Origin of the sequence: Microbacterium sediminicola, assembly GCF_039531125.1 — a bacterium.
Lineage (GTDB): Bacteria > Actinomycetota > Actinomycetes > Actinomycetales > Microbacteriaceae > Microbacterium > Microbacterium sediminicola.
Genome location: NZ_BAAAPL010000002.1, coordinates 917,928 through 936,608, shown reverse-complemented (window position 1 = coordinate 936,608; position 18,681 = coordinate 917,928). Strand labels below are relative to the sequence as shown.

Here is an 18,681-nt window from a genome sequence, read left to right as displayed (position 1 = left end):
CTAGCGCGGGCCGTCGGCCCACGTCAGTAGCCTGGATGCCATGACCTCCGACTCCCCGTCGATCACGCCGCGGCACGTCTTCCGCCTCGGCGCCGTTCCCGGAGCGACGCCGGGCAAGTGGATCGACGTCTGGACGCAGCGGATGCCGCGCACCCCGCTCGAACTGGTTCCGCTGCCGGTCGCGGGTCAGCGTCAGGCTCTCGTGGCCGGCGACGTGGATGCCGCGCTCGTGCGTCTGCCGATCGACAAGACCGACCTTCACGCGATCCCGCTGTACGACGAGGTGCCCGTCGTGGTCGTCCCGATCGATTCGGCCCTGACCGTCGCCGAAGACCTCAGCGACGACGACCTTGCCGGCGAGGTTCTCATTTCTGCACAAGATGACGTCCTCGGCGTCCGCATCGAGGGCACCCGAGTGCCCGACTTCGCGCCGCCGGTAGACACCGCGTCGGCGATCGAGCTGGTCGCGGCCGGCATCGGGATCACGATCGTGCCCATGTCGCTGGCGCGTCTGCATCACAGACGCGATGTCACCTTCCGCCCGCTGGCGGAGGGGCCGACCTCGACCATGGCACTCGCCTGGCTGATCGATGCGACGACACCCAACGTCGAGACGTTCATCGGGATCGTCCGCGGCAGGAGCGCCACCTCCTCCCGACGATGACCGCGCCGTCGGGTCAGGTCGCCCCGAGCGGCGGGTCGCGCAGCAGTTCTGCGCGCTCCGTGAGGTAGGTCGCGAGTGCGACGTACCCCGCAGACGGGCTCCACCTGACCTGCGGCACCCCGTCGATCAGGGCGAGCGGCTTGGCATCCGCTCCGCTCTCGACCGCGGCGAGATCCAGCCGCCGCCACCCCAGGTGGACGGGGACCCCGGGGAGGATTCCGCCCCGAAACGCCGCTTCGGCCAGCCCCGCCCTCTCGCGCTGGGACTCGGCCGTGTACCCGCGACGGGCGGGCTCACGCGATCGGACGACCTCGCCCGTCGCGAAGACCGCGTCCTCCGACAGCAGCAGCACCCCGAGCCGCCACGCCTCGCCACACAACCGGACGCTGGGAGAGCGGGCGATCCCCAGGAGGCGTGGCGTCACCACCTCTCCGAGCAGCTCCCGAGGGGTCCCCGCCAACGCCGTGCGGGTCTCGTCGAGCAGGCGTGCGAGCTCGCTCATGCCATCTCGTCGACGATCCCATCGCCGCGGTTCACGCGGTCGCCGCGGATCGCCATGGCGACGAGGGGGAAGATGAGCACCGAGAGCATGCCGCCGGCCACGAGCACCGCTGCCTGCGCGGAGGTGATGAGCTGCTGATCGACGCCGATCGCCGTCACGGCCACGACGATCGGCAGACCTGTCGCCCCGAACAGCATGAGCGAGAAGCGATCGCGCACCGATGAGCCGGGCGGTGCGGCCAGCAGCGACGGCAGCCCGCGCACCACGAGCATGCCCACGAGCACCACGGGGACGAACAGCAACAGCTCGGGTTGGTCGAGCAGGGAAGTCAGATCGAAGGTGATGCCGGTGTAGAGGAAGAAGATCGGCACGAACAGGCCGAAGGCGATGCCCTCCACCTTGCTCTCGACCGCCTCACGGCTCTCTTCGCTGGCGTCGCGCATCATGAGCTGCCAGATCAGACCCGCGGCGAAGGCTCCCAGCAAGAAGTCGACATCGAACAGCGAGGTCAGCGCGAGGAGCCCGCCGAGAATGGCGAAGACCACCCGGATGGCGAATTGGCTCGACGTGTGCAGTGTCGCCGACACAGCGGCGTGCATCGCGCCGTGGGGGAGCTTGAGCGTGAGCAGCACCCACGCGGCCGCGAGCACGAGGAAGCCCCCGAGGATCACGGTCGAGACGCCCGGGTCGTGCCCGGCGAGGAAAATCGAGATCGCGACCAGGGGGCCGAACTCTCCGACCGCGCCCAGCGCGCCGACCGCGCGGCCGAAGGGTGTGCCGTTCTCTCCGGCATCGCGGAGAATCGGAAGCAGCGTGCCGAGCGCCGTCGACGACAGTGCGATCCCGATGATGATCGCCCCGCTGAGCGAGCCGACCAGAGCACCGACCCCGATACCGAGGGCGAGCGAGAGCACCCACCCGAGGATGGCGTTTCGTCCGGTCTTGCCGCGAAAACTCGCGACATGGATCTCTGAGCCGGCGATGAAGAACAGCAGAGCCAGGCCGAGCTGCGAGAAGACCTGCAAGATCGGCTCGGGGTGGAGCCATCCCAGCAGTGCCGGCCCCACGAGGATGCCGAGCAGCAGTTCGAAGACGAGCACGGGAACCCGTAGCCAGGGCCCGATCAGACGCGCGGCAACGGGGGCGATGACCGCGAGCAGCGGTACCAGGAAGAACGGCTCCATCAGTGCCCAGCGTAGCGATCGTCAGTTGCCGACTGGGGCCACGATGGCAGCGCTGTTCGGCGCGAGCGTGAAGAACGTTGCCGCGTCGATGGCGTCGTGCCGCAGTGCGCGCTGCGCGGCATCCTTCGGGTTCAGGTCCACGAGCGGACTCGTCGTCAGGAGCACGACACTTCCCTCTGCCACCGCGAACGTGTGCGGCCCGTCCGTGAGGTTCACGAGAACGCTCAGCTCGCCGCGGCGCAGCACGAACCAGCGGGCGCCGGGAGCATCCCCTCCCCCGGACAGCGCGTCGAGGTGAGCGAACGCGGGGTCGGTGAGTTCTGGCCGTTCACATCGCAGCCGCGCCAGTGCCCGATACAACCGCAGGATCCGCGCGTGGTCGATCCCGGCGCCGGGCGAGGCGAGGGTCTCCTCCCACCGCAGCTTCGAGCGCAGGAACGTCTGCGGGTCTTGCGGGTCGGGGACCAGGGCCGGGTCCCATCCCATTTGCGCGAACTCCGACATCCGACCCTTCGCCGTCGCCTCGCCGAGCTCGGGTTCGGGGTGCGAGGTGAAGAACTGCCACGGTGTGGAGGCCGCCCACTCCTCGCCCATGAACAGCATCGGCGTGCCGGGGGTGGTGAGGGTCAACACCGCCGCGACGGCGAGGTGGTCCTCGCTCAGCGACTGGCTCAGCCTGTCGCCGGCGGCGCGATTGCCGATCTGGTCGTGGTCCTGCCCGAAGGTGACCAGGCGCCAGGCGGGCACCGCGGGCGGGATCGGGTGCCCGTGCGCGCGCCCACGGAAGGAGGAGTAGGTGCCGTCGTGGAAGAATCCCTCGGTCCAGACCTTGGGGAGGGCGCCGAGCGCGGCGAAGTCCTCGTAGTAGCCGACGGTCTCGCCGCTGACCGCCACGTGGAGGGCGTGGTGGTAGTCATCACTCCACTGCGCGGTGAGCCCGTAGCCACCGGCCTCGCGGGGCAGGATCAGCGTCGGGTCGTTGAGGTCGGACTCGGCGATGAGGCTGAGCGGTCGCCCCTGCTGCGCCGACAGGGCATCGACGGCTTCGGCGAGCTCCTGCAGGATGTGCACGGGGCTGCCTTCGTCGTGCAGGGCGTGGACGGCATCCAGACGAAGCCCGTCGACGTGGTAGTCCCGCAGCCACATCAGCGCGTTCTCGATGATGTAGGAGCGCACCTCGGGGGCATCCAGGTTGACCGACAGACCCCAGGTGTTGCGGGCCGCATCGCGCAGGTAGGGGCCGAACTCGGGCAGGTAGTTGCCGCTGGGCCCCAGGTGGTTGTAGACGACGTCCTGGATCACGGCCAGGCCCGCCGAGTGGGCCGCGTCCACGAAGCGCTGGTACGCGGTCGGACCGCCATACGCCTCGTGGACGGTGTACCAGAGCACCCCGTCGTACCCCCAGTTCCAGGCGCCGTTGAACCCGTTGACCGGCAGCAGCTCGATGTGGGTGACCCCGAGCGAGAGCAGGTGATCGACGTGCGCGGCGGCGGCATCCAGTGTGCCCTCGTCGGTGAACGTTCCGACGTGCAGCTCGTAGATCAGGCCGCCCGCGAGCTGCCGCCCGGTCCACGCCGTGTCGGTCCAGGCGAACTCGGTCGGATCGAACCAGGCAGAGGCCTCGTGGACGCCGCGCGGCTGCCGTCGCGAGCGCGGGTCGGGGCGAAGCACCTCGCTCTCGTCGAGCACGAAGCCGTACTCGTCGCCGGCGGCAAGCGTGACCGGCGCCTGCCACCATCCGGCGCGGGCCGTCATCTCGACGTCCGGCTTCCCCGGTCGACGTAACCGCATGCGGGATGCGCGCGGGCCCCAGACGTCGATCACAAGCTCTCCTCTCCGGCGACAGCAGGCAGTGCGTCCTCCGGACCGAGCAGTGCGACCGGGTAGCTCTCGAGCAGGTCGGCGACCCGCACCTCGCTGCTCTCGAACCGGCGACCGGTGAGCAGGTCGATGGCGGGCCCCGCGTGCCGCAACAGCACCGTCTCACCCCACCCTCCGCGCTGGTCAAGCCCGACCGGGAGTCGTGTCGCTACGGCGACGACCCCGCCCCGATCGAACGCGATGGCGTGCGGGGCGGCTCCTCCGGCGACGGTCATGGGCGTGTAGCGGCGGAACAGATCCGGACGGTGCCGACGAAGTCGCAGCGTCCGCGAGACGACGAGGAGCTTGGCCGCGCCGGTGTCGTCGACCGGCGGCCGCCACCCCTCATCGAGGCGTGTCAGCAGGTCGCGGCGGATGCCGAAATCGACGCTCCTGCGGTTGTCGGGGTCGACCAGGGAATGGTCCCACAGCTCGGAGCCCTGGTAGACGTCGGGGACGCCCGGGCCCGCCAACTGGAGGAGCTTCGCGGCGAGCGCGTTGGACCATCCCGGACGACGGATCTCGGTGACGATCTCCTCGACGAGGGGGCGAGCCGGGCCGAAGGCTGCATCCACGAGCGCGTGCACGCGGGCCTCGAACCCCGGGTCCGGGGATTCCCAGGTGGTCTGCTCGGCCGATTCCCGCGCCGCCTTCTCGGCGTAGGCGTGGAGGCGGTCTGGGCGTGCGGGCCAGGCCCCGATCACTCCCTGCCACAGCAGGTTGTCGAACGGGCCGTTGCCCGTCGAGCCGTGCCGGCGCAGCTGCGTGAGGGCTTCCGCCCAGCGCTCCGGCATCTCTGCCAGCACCGACAGCCACGCGCGGACGTCTTCGCTGCGCTTGGTGTCGTGAGTGGACAGCGCCGTCATCGCCGCCGGCCACGCGGCCTGGCGACGCGCGAGTGCGTCGTGGAATCCGGCGAGGTCCACCGCGAAGACGCTCGGGTCGCCGCCGACCTCGGTCAGCGTGCCGAGGCGGGTCTGCCGATAGAAGCCGGTGTCTTCGACACCCTTGGCCATCACCGGTCCCGCCGTCTGCTGGAACCGGCGCGAGACCTCGTGAGCCGGGTCGGCGAGGAGGGGTGCGAGTGCGGCGATGGATGCAGCGAGGTCGGGCCTGCGCGCGGCCGCGTCCGCCACGGCGGCATCGAGCCACTCCACACCGGCGGGCAGATAGGAACGGTAGACCGGATAGCAGGCCAGGATCTCGGCCAACGCGTCGGCGGCATCCGGGATCGGACGCGGCAGGCACCGCACCAGTCGGTTGATCTCGCTGACCTGGATGGTATCGGCGACGACCCGCTTGGTGCCATGGGACAGCTCCGCCCAGCCGGGATGCGGGGGCAGCCCTGACTCCTCGCGCAGATCGGCGTCGATGGCCGTGAGCCCCGATTCCCCCGCGGGATCGATCAGCACCCGATCGATCTCCGCCATCGCGTCGTACCCGGTCGTTCCCTCGGTGTCCCACCAGGCCGGCAGCACCTCCGGGCGCGAGGTCGCCGAATGCTCGAGGATCTTCTCGACCACCACGTACGGGGCGCCGGCACCCGCGTCGCGGAGTGCGGTATCCAGCTGCTGCAGGTACCCGCCGGGATCGGCAAGTCCGTCCGGGTGGTCGATGCGCAACCCGTCGGCAAGGCCCTCACGGAACCAGCGCAGCACTTCGACATGGGAGGCGTCGAAGACCGGGGCGTCTTCAACGCGGACCCCCGCCAGCCCGGAGATCGTGAAGAACCGGCGGTAGTTCAGGTGCCTGCTCTCACGCTTCCAGAACATCAGCTCGTAGTGCTGGGCGGACAGCACGGCCGCCACGCCAGCGGCATCGTCGGGGACCGGCGCGGGGACGGTGCCCGGAGCGAGGGGAAAGGTCTGGTCGTAGTAGCGGACCACGCCGTCGGGTGCCCCCGGCTGTGGCGCCGGGTCGATGGTGACCGCGCCCGCACCGATCTCGGCACCCAGCTCGGCACCCAGCACCGGAAGGCGCACGCGCCCGCCACCGGCGTCCCAGTCGATGTCGAATGCCGGGGCGTGCGGCGAGGCCTCGCCGAGACGGAGCACGTCCCACCACCACGGGTTCTGCTCGGGCCGGGAGATCCCCATGTGGTTGGGGACCGTGTCGATCAGGATGCCGAGCCCGGCCGCGCGCGCGGCCGCGGCGAACCGCGCCAGCCCCTCGGCGCCGCCCCGGGAGGAGTCGACGCGAGTGGGATCGACAACGTCATAGCCGTGGTCCGAGCCCTCGGTCGCCTGCAGCAGGGGCGAGAGGTAGACCCACCCCACGCCGAGGTCCCGCAGGTAGCCGGTGACGTCGGCCGCGGCATCCAGGTCGAACGAGGCGCGGATCTGCAGTCGGTAGGTCGACGTCGGGCGCATGTCAGCTTCGCAGCTCATCCTTGGGAGCGGCCCCCGGCACCTCATCGATCGCTCCCGTCTGGGGCGCGATCGCGTCGGCGACGAACCGATCGGTCGGCACTTCCTCCTCCGCGATGTGCTCACGCAACACGACGAGGGACTTCGCCTCGAGCCGCAGGGTGGCGCCCGGCGCGAGGCCTTGCTCGTTCGCGTGCACGCCGGCGGTGTCGACCAGCACGTCCCAGAACGGGCTGAACTGCACCTTCGGGAAGTGGAAGTCGATGATCTCGTCGCCGGCGTTGAAGAGGATGACGAAGTGGCTGTCGGTGATCGACTCGCCGCGACGGTCGCGTTCCCGGATGCCGTTGCCGTTGAGGAACACCCCGATCGCCCGACCGAAGCCCGATTCCCAGTCCTCGGGTTGCATCCGTGAACCGTCCGGGCGCAGCCACACGATGTCGGGGACGCGCGCGCCCTCCTCCTGCCGAACGGGGCGACCGTCGAAGAACCGCCTACGACGGAACGTGGGGTGGTCTCGGCGGAGCCGCGCCAGGGCCGCAGTGAAATCGAGCAGACTCGTGTCGATCTCACTCCAGTCGATCCAGGTGGTCTCGTTGTCCTGGGCGTAGCCATTGTTGTTGCCACGCTGGGTGCGACCGAGCTCGTCGCCGTGCAGCAGCATGGGTACGCCCTGCGAGAGCAGGAGTGTGGCGATGAAGTTGCGCTGTTGACGTTCACGCAGCGCGAGGATCTCCGGATCATCGGTGGGGCCTTCGACGCCGAAGTTCATCGAGCGGTTGTCATCGGCCCCGTCGCGGCCGTCCTCGCCATTCGCCTCGTTGTGCTTCTGTTCGTACGAGACGAGGTCGCGAAGCGTGAACCCGTCGTGGGCGGTGACGAAATTGATGGATGCCACCGGCCGGCGCCCCGAGTGTTCGTAGAGGTCGGCCGACCCGGTGAGGCGCCCCGCGAACTCGCCGAGCGCCTGAGGCTCGCCCCGCCAGAAGTCGCGCACGGTGTCGCGGTACTTGCCGTTCCATTCGGTCCACTGCGGCGGGAAGTTGCCGACCTGGTAGCCGCCGGGACCGACATCCCACGGCTCTGCGATCAGCTTCACCTGCGAGACCACGGGATCCTGCTGCACAAGGTCGAAGAAGGCCGCGAGCCGGTCCACGTCGTAGAACTCACGCGCCAGTGCCGCCGCGAGATCGAACCGGAATCCATCGACATGCATCTCGGTCACCCAGTAGCGAAGGGAGTCCATGATCAGCTGCAGCGCGTGCGGGCTCGAGACGTTCAGGCTGTTCCCGGTGCCGGTGTAGTCGGTGTAGTAACGCCGATCGGCTTCTTCGAGCTTGTAATAGGCCTGGTTGTCGATGCCGCGCATCGACAAGGTCGGTCCGAGGTGGTTGCCCTCCGCCGTGTGGTTGTAGACGACATCCAGAATGACCTCGATGCCGACCTCGTGCAGCGCGCGCACCATGCCCTTGAACTCCTGCACCTGCTGACCACGGTCGCCGGATGCCGCATAGTCGCCGTGCGGCGCGAGGAAGGCGATGGTGTTGTAGCCCCAATAGTTCTTCAGGCCGAGCTCCTGCAGTCGGTCCTCGTTGATGAACTGGTGGACCGGCATGAGTTCGATCGCGGTGATGCCGAGTTTCTTCAGGTGCTCGATGATCAGCGGGTGCGAGAGCGCACTGTAGGTGCCGCGGATCTCTTCGGGGATCCCCGGGTGGGTCTGGGTGAGACCTTTGACGTGCGCCTCGTAGATGACCGTCTCGGCGTACGGAATGCGCGGCGGACGGTCGCCGCCCCAGTCGAAGTAGGGGTTGATGACGACGGCCTTGCGCATGGCGGGCGCCGAGTCCTCCTCGTTGAACGAGTCGGGGTCGCCGAAGTCGTATCCGAAGACGGACTGGCCCCACACCGTGTGGCCTTCGACGGCTTTGGCGTAGGGATCCAGGAGCAGCTTGTTCGGGTTGAAGCGCAGTCCCGCCGCCGGGTCGTACGGGCCGTGAACGCGGTAGCCGTAGCGCTGCCCGGGCACGACGTTGGGGAGGTAGGCGTGCCAGACGAAGGCATCCATCTCGACCAGCTCGACGCGGGTCTCGGTGTCATCGTCATCGAACAGGCACAATTCGACGCGTTCGGCCGCCTCGCTGAACAGGGCGAAGTTCGTCCCGTTGCCGTCGAAGGTCGCTCCCAGCGGGTACGGAGACCCCGGCCATGTCTGCACGCGCGCGCCCCTTCTCCTGGTGTCTCCGACACTAGTGGAGAGCGGATGGCTCGGTCGTTCAGGCCTCGAGGACGCGAGCGGTGCCTGTCGGAGGCTCGCCGTGGATCTGCCGGTGAAGGCGCTGCATCCGCTCGTCGAGCTCCGCGGCGCTGGCCGCGGCGTCGCGGAGGTCCTCAAGCAGACCGTCGGGCACCTGTCTGTCGAACTTGTAGTAGATCTTGTGCTCGAGGCTCGCCCAGAAGTCCATCGCGATCGTGCGGAACTGCACCTCGACGGGCACATCGACCCTGCCGCTGGAGAGGAAGACCGGCACCTGGATGATCGCGTGCAGGCTCTTGTACCCGTTGGGCTTCGGCTCGGAGATGTAGTCCTTGACCTGCTGGATCTGGATGTCGTCCTGCGCGGTGAGCAGGTCGAACAGTCGGTAGGTGTCGGTAACGAAGCTGCAGGTGATGCGCACTCCGGCGATGTCGGTGATGTGCTCCCGAATCGAGGCGAAATCGCCCTCGATCCCCTTCCGCCCGACCTTGGCCACAAGGCTGTCGGGGGACTTCACCCGGCCGGAGATGTGCTCGATGGGGTTGTAGTCGTGCAGGTGCTGGAATTCATCGCGCAGGATCTCGACCTTGGTCTCGATCTCTTTGAGCGCGAACTGATACGGCAGCAGGAAGCGCTGCACCTCGTCGCGGGCGGCTCGAAGCTCCGAGAGTGAGACTGTGACTTCATCCTCGGCGGGTGCGGGGCTCATGGTCGATGAATCTACGGATGCCGGGTACGAGACGGCTGTGAACCCGATGACGGTGCGCTGACGGCGCGGAGCGCACCACCGGTCGTCGCGCGAACCCCGCGAGACGAAACGCGCCTCACTCGAGAATGCGAGCCGCCTGTCGCGCGGCCCCGAGGGCGACGTACTCGCCCGGCTTCGGCACCTCGACGGGGATACCGAAGACCTCGGGTGCAATCTGCCGCACCGCGGGCGACTGGGCCGCGCCGCCGATCAGCAGCACCCGATGCAACGGCACACCGAGATCGCGCAGCGCGGTCAGTCCCGCCCGCAACCCCGAGAGCATTCCCTCCACGGCGGCGCGCGCAAGGTTCTCCCGGGTGCTGGAGGCCAAGGTCATTCCGGTCAGCGAAGCGGTCGCGTGGGGAAGATTCGGGGTGCGTTCCCCCTCGAAGTAGGGCACGAGGGTCAATCCGTCGGCGCCGGGCGCAGCCTCGAGCGCAAGCCGACTGAGTTCGGCGTGGTCGACATCCAGAAGCTTCGCGATCGCGTCGAGGACGCGTGCCGCGTTCATGGTCACCACGATCGGCAGGAAGTGCCCATCGGCGTCAGCGAAGCCGGCCACGGTGCCAGAGGAGTCGATCGTCCGATGCTCGCTCACGGCGAAGACGGTCCCGCTGGTTCCGATCGAGACGACGGCATCACCAGGCACTGCTCCCACTCCGAGCGCCGCGCCGGCATTGTCGCCCGCTCCCGGCCCGACACGCCGACCCGCGGCGTCGGTGACCCACTCGCGCGGAGCGAGCACCCTCGGCAAGACGGCGTCGCGCCTCAGCGCGGCGACGAACAGCTCTCGGTCATAGCCGTCTGCTCCCGGGGCCCAGTCCTCGGGGCTCCAGTACCCGGTTCCGGACGCGTCGGATCGGTCCGTGATCAGCTCGTCGAGCACCGGCCCCCGCTCGGACTCCCCCACCGGCCCGTACCCGCGCAGCCGCCAGGTGAGCCAGTCGTGCGGGAGGGCGACCGCGGCGACCTGCGCCGCGTTGTCCGGTTCGTGATCACGGAGCCAGCGCAGTTTGGTGATGGTGAAGGAAGCGACGGGGACCAGACCCGTGCGCTGCGCGAGCGCGTGCGCTCCGAACTCCGCGACAAGATCGGCTGCGGCACCGGCCGAGCGGGTGGAGTGCCACAAGAGCGCAGGCCGGATGACACGGCCGTCCGCATCCAGCGCCACCATGCCATGCTGCTGGCCACTGATCGCCCAGGCCGCGACGCCCTCGAGCCCGCCGGCCTCCGTGATCGCCGCCTGAAGCGCCGTCCACCAGGCCGAGGGGTCAACCTCGGTGCCGACCGGGTGCGGCGCGCGCCCCTCCCGCACGACGAGGCCGGTGGTGGCATCCATCACGACGACCTTGCACGACTGCGTCGACGAGTCGACCCCCATCACGAGCGTCATCCGATCCCCTCTCCACAACAAGCCTCACATGCGCAGGGCCTCAGCGGGCCCCCATCAGGTGTTCGGTGGCCAGCTGCTGCAGTCGGACGAAGCCGAAGCCCTTGCCCCCGAAGTACGGCGCCGGGTCGAAGTCCTCGAACGTCGAGCGGTCGCCGAGCAGGTCGTCGTACGTCTCCCCCGCGGCGAGGGTCGGCTCCGACAGCTCGGTCACGCGGGCGGCGGCGAGCGCCTCTTGCACCTCGGGGTCGGAGCGGAAGGCCGCGGCGCGATCCTTGAGCAACAGGTAGGTGCGCATGTTCGCGGCGGCGGAATCCCAGACGCCGGACTCGTCCTCGGTGCGGCTGGGCTTGTAGTCGAAATGGCGGGGTCCCTCGTACGCGGGGCCGCCGTTCGGCCCGCCGTTTTCGAGCAGATCGACCAGGGCGAAGGCGTTGTGCAAGTCGCCGTGACCGAACACGAGGTCCTGGTCGTACTTGATGCCGCGCTGCCCGTTGAGATCGATGTGGAAGAGCTTGCCGTGGTAGAGCGCCTGGGCGATTCCGGCGGCGAAGTTCAGGCCCGCCATCTGCTCGTGCCCGACCTCGGGGTTCAGGCCCACAAGGTCGGGACGCTCGAGCGAGTCGATGAAGGCGAGCGCGTGCCCGACGGTCGGCAGCAGGATGTCGCCGCGCGGCTCGTTGGGCTTGGGCTCGATCGCGAACCGGATGCCGTAGCCCTTGTCGGTCACATAGTCGCCGAGAAGGTTCACTGCCTCGCGGTAGCGCTCCAGGGCTGCCCGGACGTCTTTCGCCACGTCATACTCAGCGCCCTCACGGCCGCCCCACATGACGAAGGTCTCAGCGCCGAGCTCAGCGGCAAGATCCAGGTTGCGCATGACCTTGCGCAGCGCGAAGCGCCGGACCTGCCGGTCGTTCGAGGTGAACCCGCCATCTTTGAAGACCGGAGCCGAGAAGAGGTTCGTCGTGACCATCGGGACACGCAGACCTGTGGCGTCCAGCGCACCCTTCAGACGATCGATCTGCCTCTGGCGCTGGGCGTCGGTCGAGCCGAACGGGAACAGGTCGTCGTCGTGGAAAGTGAGGCCATATGCGCCGAGCTCGGCGAGCTTCTCGACGGCGTGGACGACATCCAGCGCCGGGCGGGTCGGGCCGCCGAAGGGGTCGGCACCGTTGTAGCCGATCGTCCAAAGACCGAAGGTGAACTTGTCGGCAGGGGTGGGTGTGACCACGGTCGCTCCTTTGCTGAGTGCGCAACACAAATGTTGTGAAAGACAACATATATTCATCCCGCGCGTTCTGCCATCCCCTACGGTGGGCACATGCCAGAGGCCACCGAGGGGATCCGGACCCGCAACCTGGCCCGGGTGCTCGGGCTGGTTCATGGCCTCGGCCCCCTCTCCCGAGCCGAGCTCACCCGGCATACGGGGCTGAACCGCTCAACGATCGCCGATCTCGTCGCCTCGCTGAGCGAAGGGGGCTGGCTCACCGAGCGTGCCCCGGACCCCGCGGGCCGTGCCGGCCGACCATCCCCTGTCGTCGCTGCCTCCCCCGATGTCCTGTGCATCGCTGTGAACCCCGAGGTTGACGCCGTCACGATCGGCGCGGTGCGCATAGACCAGAGCATCGCCATCCGCGAGCGCATCGAGACCGAGGGCCTCATCTCGCCCGCCGAGACCGTAGACCTGATCACGAGCACGATCGACCGCTGGCGCGAGAACATGCCGTCGACGGCATGGATCACATCGGTCGGGGTCGCCGTGCCCGGGCTGGTGCGCGGAGAGGACGGCGCCGTGCGCACCGCGCCGCACCTCGGCTGGCGAGACGTACCCCTCGGTCCGCTCATCAGCGCGCGGACCGGACTGCCGACGGCGGTCGACAACGATGCCACGCTCGGCGCGATCGCCGAGCACCTCTACGGCGCCGCACGCGGAGTCGATGACGTCGTCTATCTCAACGGCGGCGCGAGCGGCATCGGCGGCGGGCTGATCGTGCACGGGATGCCGGTGCGCGGAGCGTCGGGCTATGCCGGCGAATTCGGCCACAACCGCCCGCACGTCGCGCGCAGCGATGAGGGCGGCGGCACCGACGCCGCCCTGGAGGACGAGGTCAGTCGCGCGCGACTGCTGGATGCGGTCGGGCTGCACGGCGCGGACGAAGCCACTCTCGCTCAGGCCCTGGCGGGCTCGACCGATCCCGGTGTGATCGCGGAGATGGCCCGACAGCGCCGCATCCTCGCGACGGCATTGTCGAACGCGGTCAATGTCCTGAATCCCAGCCGGATCGTGCTGGGCGGTTTTCTGGCGACCCTCGCCGATCCGGACCCTGCAGACCTGGTCGACCTCGTGCGCGCACAGTCGATGCCCGGCGCGGCGGCGGATGTCGACATCCGGACCGCAGCGCTCGCCGAGGACCGTCTGCTGATCGGCGCCGCGGAGGCGGCTTTCGCGCCGTTGCTGTCGGATCCGCTGCGCGACCGCGCACCGGGTAGGTGACTCGACCCTGCGAGGTGCAACTCGCGCCTCCGAGGTGCAACTCGCGCCTCCGAGGTGCAACTCGCGCCCGGGAGGTGCAGCTCGACCCTGCGAGGTGCAACTCGCGCGGGGGAGGTGCCCGGGCGGGGTCAGTTGGTGACGGGGAGCAGTGCGGCGACGGCGTCGAACAGCTGCGTCTTCGTGAAGGGCTTGGTCACGACGTCCGAGAATCCCTGGGTGCGGGCATACTCATGCTCCGCCGGATCGGAACGCGCGGTCAGCAGGACCAGCGGGATCGCGCTGGTCGCGCTATCCGCGCGCACCGCCTGCGCGACGGCGATCCCGTCCAGACCGGGCATCATCCAATCGACGATCGCGAGGTCCGGGCGCAGCTCCCGGATCGCCGCAAGGCCCGTCGCACCGTCGTAGCGCTCCTCGACGGTGTGCCCGATGCGAGAGAGGCGGATCGCGGCAAGACGGACGATGTCCCTGTCGTCATCGATTACGAGAATCCTCGCCACACCTGCCTCGCCTTCGTGCGTGTCCGCGCACTCCACGCAATGCTAGGTGAGAATAATCCCGCGAGCGAGCGCACGGACAGGAGGCCGACGATGGCGAGCCCGAGCATTGCCGTGCGCATCCGCACATCCCGCCCGGTCGCTCGAACGATCTGGATCCTCGTCCTCGTGGCGCTCGCTGCGGCGGCGGCGATCTTCTTCGCGCTGACCCAATCCGCCCCCGGTGGCCTCGCCTGGTGGTGGCCGACCGCGGGCATCGGGGTGGTCGCCACCGCCGCCACTCCCCTGCGCTGGCGGTGGCTCACCGCGATCGGTGTGGGCCTTGCCAGCGGTGCAGGATCCTGGGTCGCAGATCGTCCGCTGCTGGTCATCATCCTGGGGTCGGTCGGCATGATCGCGGAGGCATGGATCGTCGCGACGGCCGTCACCAGCGACGGAGATCGCCCGCGTCTGGGATCGCTTCTGGAATTCGGTCGATTCGCCCTCGGCACCGTCGCCGGCGCCGCACTGGTGGCAGCACTGCTGGGCGTGGCGACGGAATTCGGCGGCGGCGCGTTCATGGGGGTGTTCTGGGCGATCTTCGCCTCCCATTTGTCGGCCGTGATCCTGCTCGCCCCGCTCGGGCTCGTCACCCTGCCCGGGCGCCATACGCGCTGGGTATCGTCCGCGGTCATCACTCTCGCCATGCTCGCGGCGACCGCGTTCGCGTTCTGGCCGGGCACTCCGCTGGCGGTGCCGATCATCGCGGTCCCGCTCATGGCCTGGGCGGCTGTCACCTCACCGACGTTCTACGTCGTCGTCCAGATCGTGCTCGTGGTCGGCCTCACCGCGCAGCTGACGGCGCTCGGTGGCGGAATGTTCGCCAGTCCGAGCGTCGGGCTACCGACCGTGACCGCGCTTCAGATCTTCGCGATAGCTCTTTCAGGGATGGCGCTGGCGATCGCCGCCACGCAGAACGACCGCCTCACGCTCGAGAACAAGCAGTCCGCGATCTCCCATCTGCTGCACGATGCCTTCCGCGGCTCGAAGAGCGGCTTCGCGATTCTGCAGGACGATGGCGGCGGCACCTACAGCGTTCTGGAGATCAACGCGGCCGCCGTCGTGCTGCTGCGCGACGAGTTCGAACGAAACGACAGCGGCAAGTGGATCCTGCGCGACACCGCTCTCCTGCGACCATGGCTCGAGCGCGCGAGCTACGACGTGTCCGAGAGCGTCGACTGGGAGGACGTCTCCCCCTCCAACCTCCCCGCCACGATCACGATCGATGCCGTCAATCGCACCGGCCTGAACCGTGTCATCCTGCTCGCAATCCAGGATCTGCGGCCGCTCCGTGAAGCAGAGCGTGAGATGGAGCGTCGGCTCGAGCGCGAACGTCAGGTCAGTCGCACGTTCCAAGCCCTCAACCAGCAGAAGGTCGACTTCGTGGCCAGCGTCACCCACGAGCTGCGCACGCCCATCACCTCGATCCTGGGCTTTGCCGAAGAGCTCTCCGAGGCGACGAGTGATCCCGAGCTGCGCGAATATGTGGAGGTCATCTCCCGCAATGCCACACGGCTGAGAGGCGTCGTCGACGATGTGCTGCTCGTCTCGAAGATGAGCCGGACGCCCGCGGCGGTCAATGCGGGATCCCAGCTCGACGCAGGGGAGATCCTGCGTCGCAGCCTGACCGATGCCACGCACAGCATCCGCAACCGTGGCATCCAGGTCGTCACCGAGATCGAAGACGACCTCGTCGTCCTGGGTCGCGAGAACGACCTCATGCGCGTGTTCACCAACATCCTGACCAACGCCGTGAAGTTCTCCCCCGAGGGCGGCCGCATCGAGGTCGTCGCCTACCGGGCGGAGCAGCGCGCGGTGATCACCATCACCGATCAGGGCGAAGGGATCTCGGAGGAGGACCTCGCGCACATCTTCGACCGGTTCTACCGCAGCGCCTCGAGCACGCAGCGCGGCGTCCCCGGCACGGGCCTGGGACTTGCGATCGTGAAAGAGCTGCTCGCCGGCATGGGTGGGCAGATCGAGCTCTCCCGAGCCGCACCCGTGGGCACGACCGCCCAGATCACCCTCGCACTGGTCACCCCCCGGGCGTCGGCCCCGGATACGACGGAATCGGGCGACAGCGACACCTGAGGGGGACATGCGCCGCTCCCCCATCGCTTTCTCGACGGACATGCGCACGCCACGCAGATCCGCCCATCCGTTCACCGAGACGCAATAGCGTCGCGGATATGGGGGCATGGAGTGTGGAGCCGTTCGGCAATGACGTCGCGGCCGACTGGGCATGGGATCTCGAAGAGACCTCGCAATGGGATGTCGTCGAGGACGCGCTGCGCGACGCGCTCGAGGACGCGGAGGTCGACCATGAGACCGCGCAGATCGCCGTCGCGGCCGTCGAAGTGATCGCCCACGGGCTGGGGCGACGCACGCAGTGCGACGCGTACACCCACGAGGTCGAAGAGTTCGTCGTGCGCGCCGGCCGACCGCCGCGGGATCTCGTCGACCTTGCTGCCGCCTCCCTCGCCGCGGCCACCGGGCCCGCCAGTGAACTGTCGACCGCCTGGGCCGACGCCGGGGACGTCGGCTGGAGCGAGGCGATCACACGGCTGCGGGCTTCCCTGACAGACTGAGGACGTGAGCCCACGCGCACGCGCGGGGCCCCACGAGCCTGACGTCCTGCAAGGAGCCCGATGACGCGCCGCTTCCCGTCCTTCGTCTACAGCCACGGAGATGAGCCGGACGTGCGGTTCACGCTCGCCAACGAACGCACCTTCTTGGCCTGGATCCGTACGGCCCTGGCACTGCTGGCCGGCGGGGTGGCGCTCGAGGTGCTCGGCCTGGATCTCGACCCGAACCTACGGCTGAGCGCGAGTCTGGTGCTCGTCGTCGCGGGACTGCTGACACCGATCCTCGCCTGGGTGGGCTGGATGCGGGCCGAGCGCGCGCTGCGGGACGCCTCACCGCTGCCGGGCTCGCTCCTCGGCCCGGTCGTGGGCATCGCGGTGACGCTCGCGTCGGTGCTGATCCTCCTCGCGATCCTCGTGTCGTGAGCGACCGGCTCTTCGATCCAGGCCTCCAGCCCGAGCGCACCGAGCTCGCGTGGCGACGCACCGAACTGAGCCTGGCCCTCGGCTCGGTCGTCGCGATGCGGCTGCTCCCGGACGCCCTCGGCAGCGGCTGGTGGGTGCTGCCGGGCGCCGTGGGCGTCGCGTTCTCCTTCGTGCTCTGGGTGTGGTCGCGCAGGCGCTACCTCCGCGTCACCCACGCCACCGTGCACGCGCGCGACCACACTCGGGTGCCCGATGGGGCGCTCCTGCTCGCACTGGCGGGGTTCGTCGCCGCGATCGGAGTGATCGCGATCGTCGTGCTCGCCGTCAGCGTCACCACGTAGACGCGCGGCACCGCAGGGCGTGCACCCAGGGCGATGTCACACGCCTGAAACGTGACGAGCCCATACTGAAGAGGCAACGTAAGCCGTTGTGGGCGAGCCGGGCCAAAAAACCTCGGATCGTGTGGAGGAGTCGTGTCCCCACTTCACCCGCGCGGTACGTGGTTTCTCGACACCTCCCGTTTCCTGTCAATCGGTACGGAGTGAGTAGTACATGTCGTTGAAAGTCACGGTCGTCGTCGGTAACCCCAAGGCGATGTCTCGCACCCGCAAGGTGGCCGAGCTGCTGGTGGAAAAGCTCCTGGAGCCGGGCACCTATGAGTGCGAGGTCATCGATCTGGCCGACCACACCGACGAGATCTTCGCCTGGCCCTCCGAGAAGGTCGCCGCGCTCAACGCACAGGTCGCAGAGAGCGATCTGGTCGTGTTCGCGTCGCCGACGTACAAGGCGACCTACACGGGTCTGCTGAAGGCGTTCTTGGACCGCTACCCCGCGAACGGCCTCGCCGGCGTGACCGCGATTCCTGTGCACACCGGCGCCGACTTCACACACGCGATGGGCCCGACCTTCACCCTCTCCCCGCTTCTGGTGGAGCTGGGCGCAATGGTCCCGGGCCGTGGCTTCTATCTGGCTCTGAGCCAGATGGACAAGCTCGACGAGGTGGTGGATGCCGCGGCATCCGAGTACGCCACGAACCTGTCGCGTCTGTCGAACGTCGCCGCCTCGGTGTCGCAGACGACGCTGGCTGCTCAGTCCTGATCGATTGCCCCATATCGAAAAGGAGGAATCCCATGTCGCAGTCCGTCACCACGCCCACAACCTTTGATGCCCGCCATTTCCGAGACACCCTCGGCCACTATGCATCCGGCATCACGATCGTCTCGGGTCACGAAGGCGGTGAACCCGTCGGGTTCACCTGTCAGTCGTTCTACTCGGTCTCGGTCGACCCGCCGCTGGTCTCGTTCAGCGTGATGAAGACATCCACGACCTACCCGCGCATCGCCGCGGACGGCAAGTTCGCCGTCAACGTGCTCGCGCACAACCAGCACCACATCTCGAGCCAGTTCGCCCGCAAGGGCACCGACAAGTGGGCCGGCATCGACTGGGCGCCCGCAGCCTCCGGCAACCCGATCATCGCCGACACCCTGATGTGGGTCGACTGCGAGATCTGGGCCGAGCACGAGGCCGGCGATCACATGATCGTGATCGGCAAGGTCGTCGAGATGAGCCCCGCCGAGTGGCACCGCCACGAGCCGCTGCTGTTCTTCAAGGGCAGCTACCGGCACCTGCGCGAGGCCGACCAGCTCGCCAGCTGACGCTCGGGGATACAGCT

At 68.7% G+C, this 18,681-nt stretch carries 17 protein-coding genes; 8 read left to right on the top strand and 9 right to left on the bottom strand.

What is annotated here, in order from left to right; genetic code table 11:
- Window positions 1–40 precede the first annotated feature (40 nt).
- The gene (locus ABD206_RS13045) at window positions 41–664 is read left to right on the top strand and encodes a LysR family substrate-binding domain-containing protein (RefSeq protein WP_344073296.1); all 624 of its coding nucleotides are present in this window, start codon (window positions 41–43) and stop codon (window positions 662–664) included.
- Window positions 665–677: 13 nt separating this feature from the next.
- Here the strand turns inward: ABD206_RS13045 and ABD206_RS13040 are convergent, their stop codons facing one another.
- The 8 genes from ABD206_RS13040 to xylA all read right to left on the bottom strand — a co-directional run bounded on the left by ABD206_RS13040 (window position 678) and on the right by xylA (window position 12,202).
- Window positions 678–1,166 carry a glutaminase gene (locus ABD206_RS13040; protein ID WP_344073294.1) on the bottom strand — a complete coding sequence of 163 codons (489 nt, stop codon included), beginning with the start codon at window positions 1,164–1,166 and terminating at the stop codon, window positions 678–680.
- Entirely contained in the window at window positions 1,163–2,350 is a 1,188-nt protein-coding gene (locus ABD206_RS13035; RefSeq protein WP_344073292.1) for a cation:proton antiporter, read from the bottom strand. The genes ABD206_RS13040 and ABD206_RS13035 overlap by 4 nt, the downstream gene beginning before the upstream one ends.
- Window positions 2,351–2,371: 21 nt before the next feature.
- Window positions 2,372–4,174, bottom strand: a complete 1,803-nt coding sequence (gene treZ, locus ABD206_RS13030) for a malto-oligosyltrehalose trehalohydrolase (RefSeq protein WP_344073290.1) — start codon at window positions 4,172–4,174, stop codon at window positions 2,372–2,374.
- Window positions 4,171–6,579 (bottom strand): malto-oligosyltrehalose synthase, encoded by a 2,409-nt coding sequence (treY, locus tag ABD206_RS13025; RefSeq protein ID WP_344073288.1) that lies wholly within the window; start codon window positions 6,577–6,579, stop codon window positions 4,171–4,173. Before treY ends, treZ begins: the two co-directional genes overlap by 4 nt.
- Before the next feature lies 1 nt (window position 6,580).
- Window positions 6,581–8,794, bottom strand: coding sequence for a glycogen debranching protein GlgX (glgX, locus tag ABD206_RS13020; RefSeq protein ID WP_344073286.1), 2,214 nt, complete (start codon window positions 8,792–8,794; stop codon window positions 6,581–6,583).
- A gap of 58 nt (window positions 8,795–8,852) precedes the next feature.
- Window positions 8,853–9,542, bottom strand: a complete 690-nt coding sequence (locus ABD206_RS13015; RefSeq protein WP_344073284.1) for a GTP pyrophosphokinase — start codon at window positions 9,540–9,542, stop codon at window positions 8,853–8,855.
- A gap of 115 nt (window positions 9,543–9,657) precedes the next feature.
- Window positions 9,658–10,974, bottom strand: coding sequence for a xylulokinase (locus ABD206_RS13010; RefSeq protein ID WP_344073282.1), 1,317 nt, complete (start codon window positions 10,972–10,974; stop codon window positions 9,658–9,660).
- Between the two features lie 40 nt (window positions 10,975–11,014).
- Window positions 11,015–12,202 carry a xylose isomerase gene (xylA, locus tag ABD206_RS13005; protein WP_344073279.1) on the bottom strand — a complete coding sequence of 396 codons (1,188 nt, stop codon included), beginning with the start codon at window positions 12,200–12,202 and terminating at the stop codon, window positions 11,015–11,017.
- A 90-nt stretch (window positions 12,203–12,292) separates the two neighbouring features.
- Here xylA and ABD206_RS13000 point away from each other — a divergent pair, with 90 nt between their 5' ends.
- Entirely contained in the window at window positions 12,293–13,465 is a 1,173-nt protein-coding gene (locus ABD206_RS13000) for an ROK family transcriptional regulator (protein WP_344073277.1), read from the top strand.
- Between the two features lie 128 nt (window positions 13,466–13,593).
- On the opposite strand, the gene ABD206_RS12995 is transcribed toward ABD206_RS13000, so the two are convergent.
- Window positions 13,594–13,965: a response regulator gene (locus ABD206_RS12995; RefSeq protein WP_344073275.1), complete on the bottom strand. Its 372-nt coding sequence runs from the start codon at window positions 13,963–13,965 to the stop codon at window positions 13,594–13,596.
- Between the two features lie 90 nt (window positions 13,966–14,055).
- Between ABD206_RS12995 and ABD206_RS12990 the strand changes: the two genes are divergently transcribed.
- The 6 genes from ABD206_RS12990 to ABD206_RS12965 all read left to right on the top strand — a co-directional run bounded on the left by ABD206_RS12990 (window position 14,056) and on the right by ABD206_RS12965 (window position 18,664).
- Entirely contained in the window at window positions 14,056–16,092 is a 2,037-nt protein-coding gene (locus ABD206_RS12990) for a sensor histidine kinase (protein WP_344073273.1), read from the top strand.
- Window positions 16,093–16,190: 98 nt separating this feature from the next.
- Window positions 16,191–16,589, top strand: a complete 399-nt coding sequence (locus ABD206_RS12985; RefSeq protein ID WP_344073270.1) for a DUF4259 domain-containing protein — start codon at window positions 16,191–16,193, stop codon at window positions 16,587–16,589.
- Between the two features lie 60 nt (window positions 16,590–16,649).
- Window positions 16,650–17,009: a YidH family protein gene (locus ABD206_RS12980; RefSeq protein WP_344073267.1), complete on the top strand. Its 360-nt coding sequence runs from the start codon at window positions 16,650–16,652 to the stop codon at window positions 17,007–17,009.
- Complete coding sequence (locus ABD206_RS12975; protein ID WP_344073265.1) at window positions 17,006–17,350, top strand: DUF202 domain-containing protein; 345 nt, start codon at window positions 17,006–17,008, stop codon at window positions 17,348–17,350. Before ABD206_RS12980 ends, ABD206_RS12975 begins: the two co-directional genes overlap by 4 nt.
- Before the next feature lie 211 nt (window positions 17,351–17,561).
- Window positions 17,562–18,107: an NADPH-dependent FMN reductase gene (locus ABD206_RS12970; protein WP_344073263.1), complete on the top strand. Its 546-nt coding sequence runs from the start codon at window positions 17,562–17,564 to the stop codon at window positions 18,105–18,107.
- 32 nt (window positions 18,108–18,139) lie between these two features.
- Window positions 18,140–18,664, top strand: a complete 525-nt coding sequence (locus ABD206_RS12965) for a flavin reductase family protein (RefSeq protein ID WP_344073261.1) — start codon at window positions 18,140–18,142, stop codon at window positions 18,662–18,664.
- Window positions 18,665–18,681: the final 17 nt, after the last annotated feature.

What these genes read in the sequence shown, in the direction of transcription:
- ABD206_RS13035 (WP_344073292.1), bottom strand. Translation starts at nt 2,350, where the DNA reads ATGGAGCCGTTCTTCCTGGTACCGCTGCTCGCGGTCATCGCCCCCGTT.
- ABD206_RS13045 (WP_344073296.1), top strand. Translation starts at nt 41, where the DNA reads ATGACCTCCGACTCCCCGTCGATCACGCCGCGGCACGTCTTCCGCCTC.
- ABD206_RS12980 (WP_344073267.1), top strand. Translation starts at nt 16,650, where the DNA reads ATGACGCGCCGCTTCCCGTCCTTCGTCTACAGCCACGGAGATGAGCCG.
- treY (WP_344073288.1), bottom strand. Translation starts at nt 6,579, where the DNA reads ATGCGCCCGACGTCGACCTACCGACTGCAGATCCGCGCCTCGTTCGAC.
- ABD206_RS12990 (WP_344073273.1), top strand. Translation starts at nt 14,056, where the DNA reads ATGGCGAGCCCGAGCATTGCCGTGCGCATCCGCACATCCCGCCCGGTC.
- ABD206_RS12970 (WP_344073263.1), top strand. Translation starts at nt 17,562, where the DNA reads ATGTCGTTGAAAGTCACGGTCGTCGTCGGTAACCCCAAGGCGATGTCT.
- ABD206_RS13040 (WP_344073294.1), bottom strand. Translation starts at nt 1,166, where the DNA reads ATGAGCGAGCTCGCACGCCTGCTCGACGAGACCCGCACGGCGTTGGCG.
- ABD206_RS12985 (WP_344073270.1), top strand. Translation starts at nt 16,191, where the DNA reads ATGGGGGCATGGAGTGTGGAGCCGTTCGGCAATGACGTCGCGGCCGAC.
- ABD206_RS13015 (WP_344073284.1), bottom strand. Translation starts at nt 9,542, where the DNA reads ATGAGCCCCGCACCCGCCGAGGATGAAGTCACAGTCTCACTCTCGGAG.
- ABD206_RS12965 (WP_344073261.1), top strand. Translation starts at nt 18,140, where the DNA reads ATGTCGCAGTCCGTCACCACGCCCACAACCTTTGATGCCCGCCATTTC.
- ABD206_RS13010 (WP_344073282.1), bottom strand. Translation starts at nt 10,974, where the DNA reads ATGACGCTCGTGATGGGGGTCGACTCGTCGACGCAGTCGTGCAAGGTC.
- ABD206_RS13000 (WP_344073277.1), top strand. Translation starts at nt 12,293, where the DNA reads ATGCCAGAGGCCACCGAGGGGATCCGGACCCGCAACCTGGCCCGGGTG.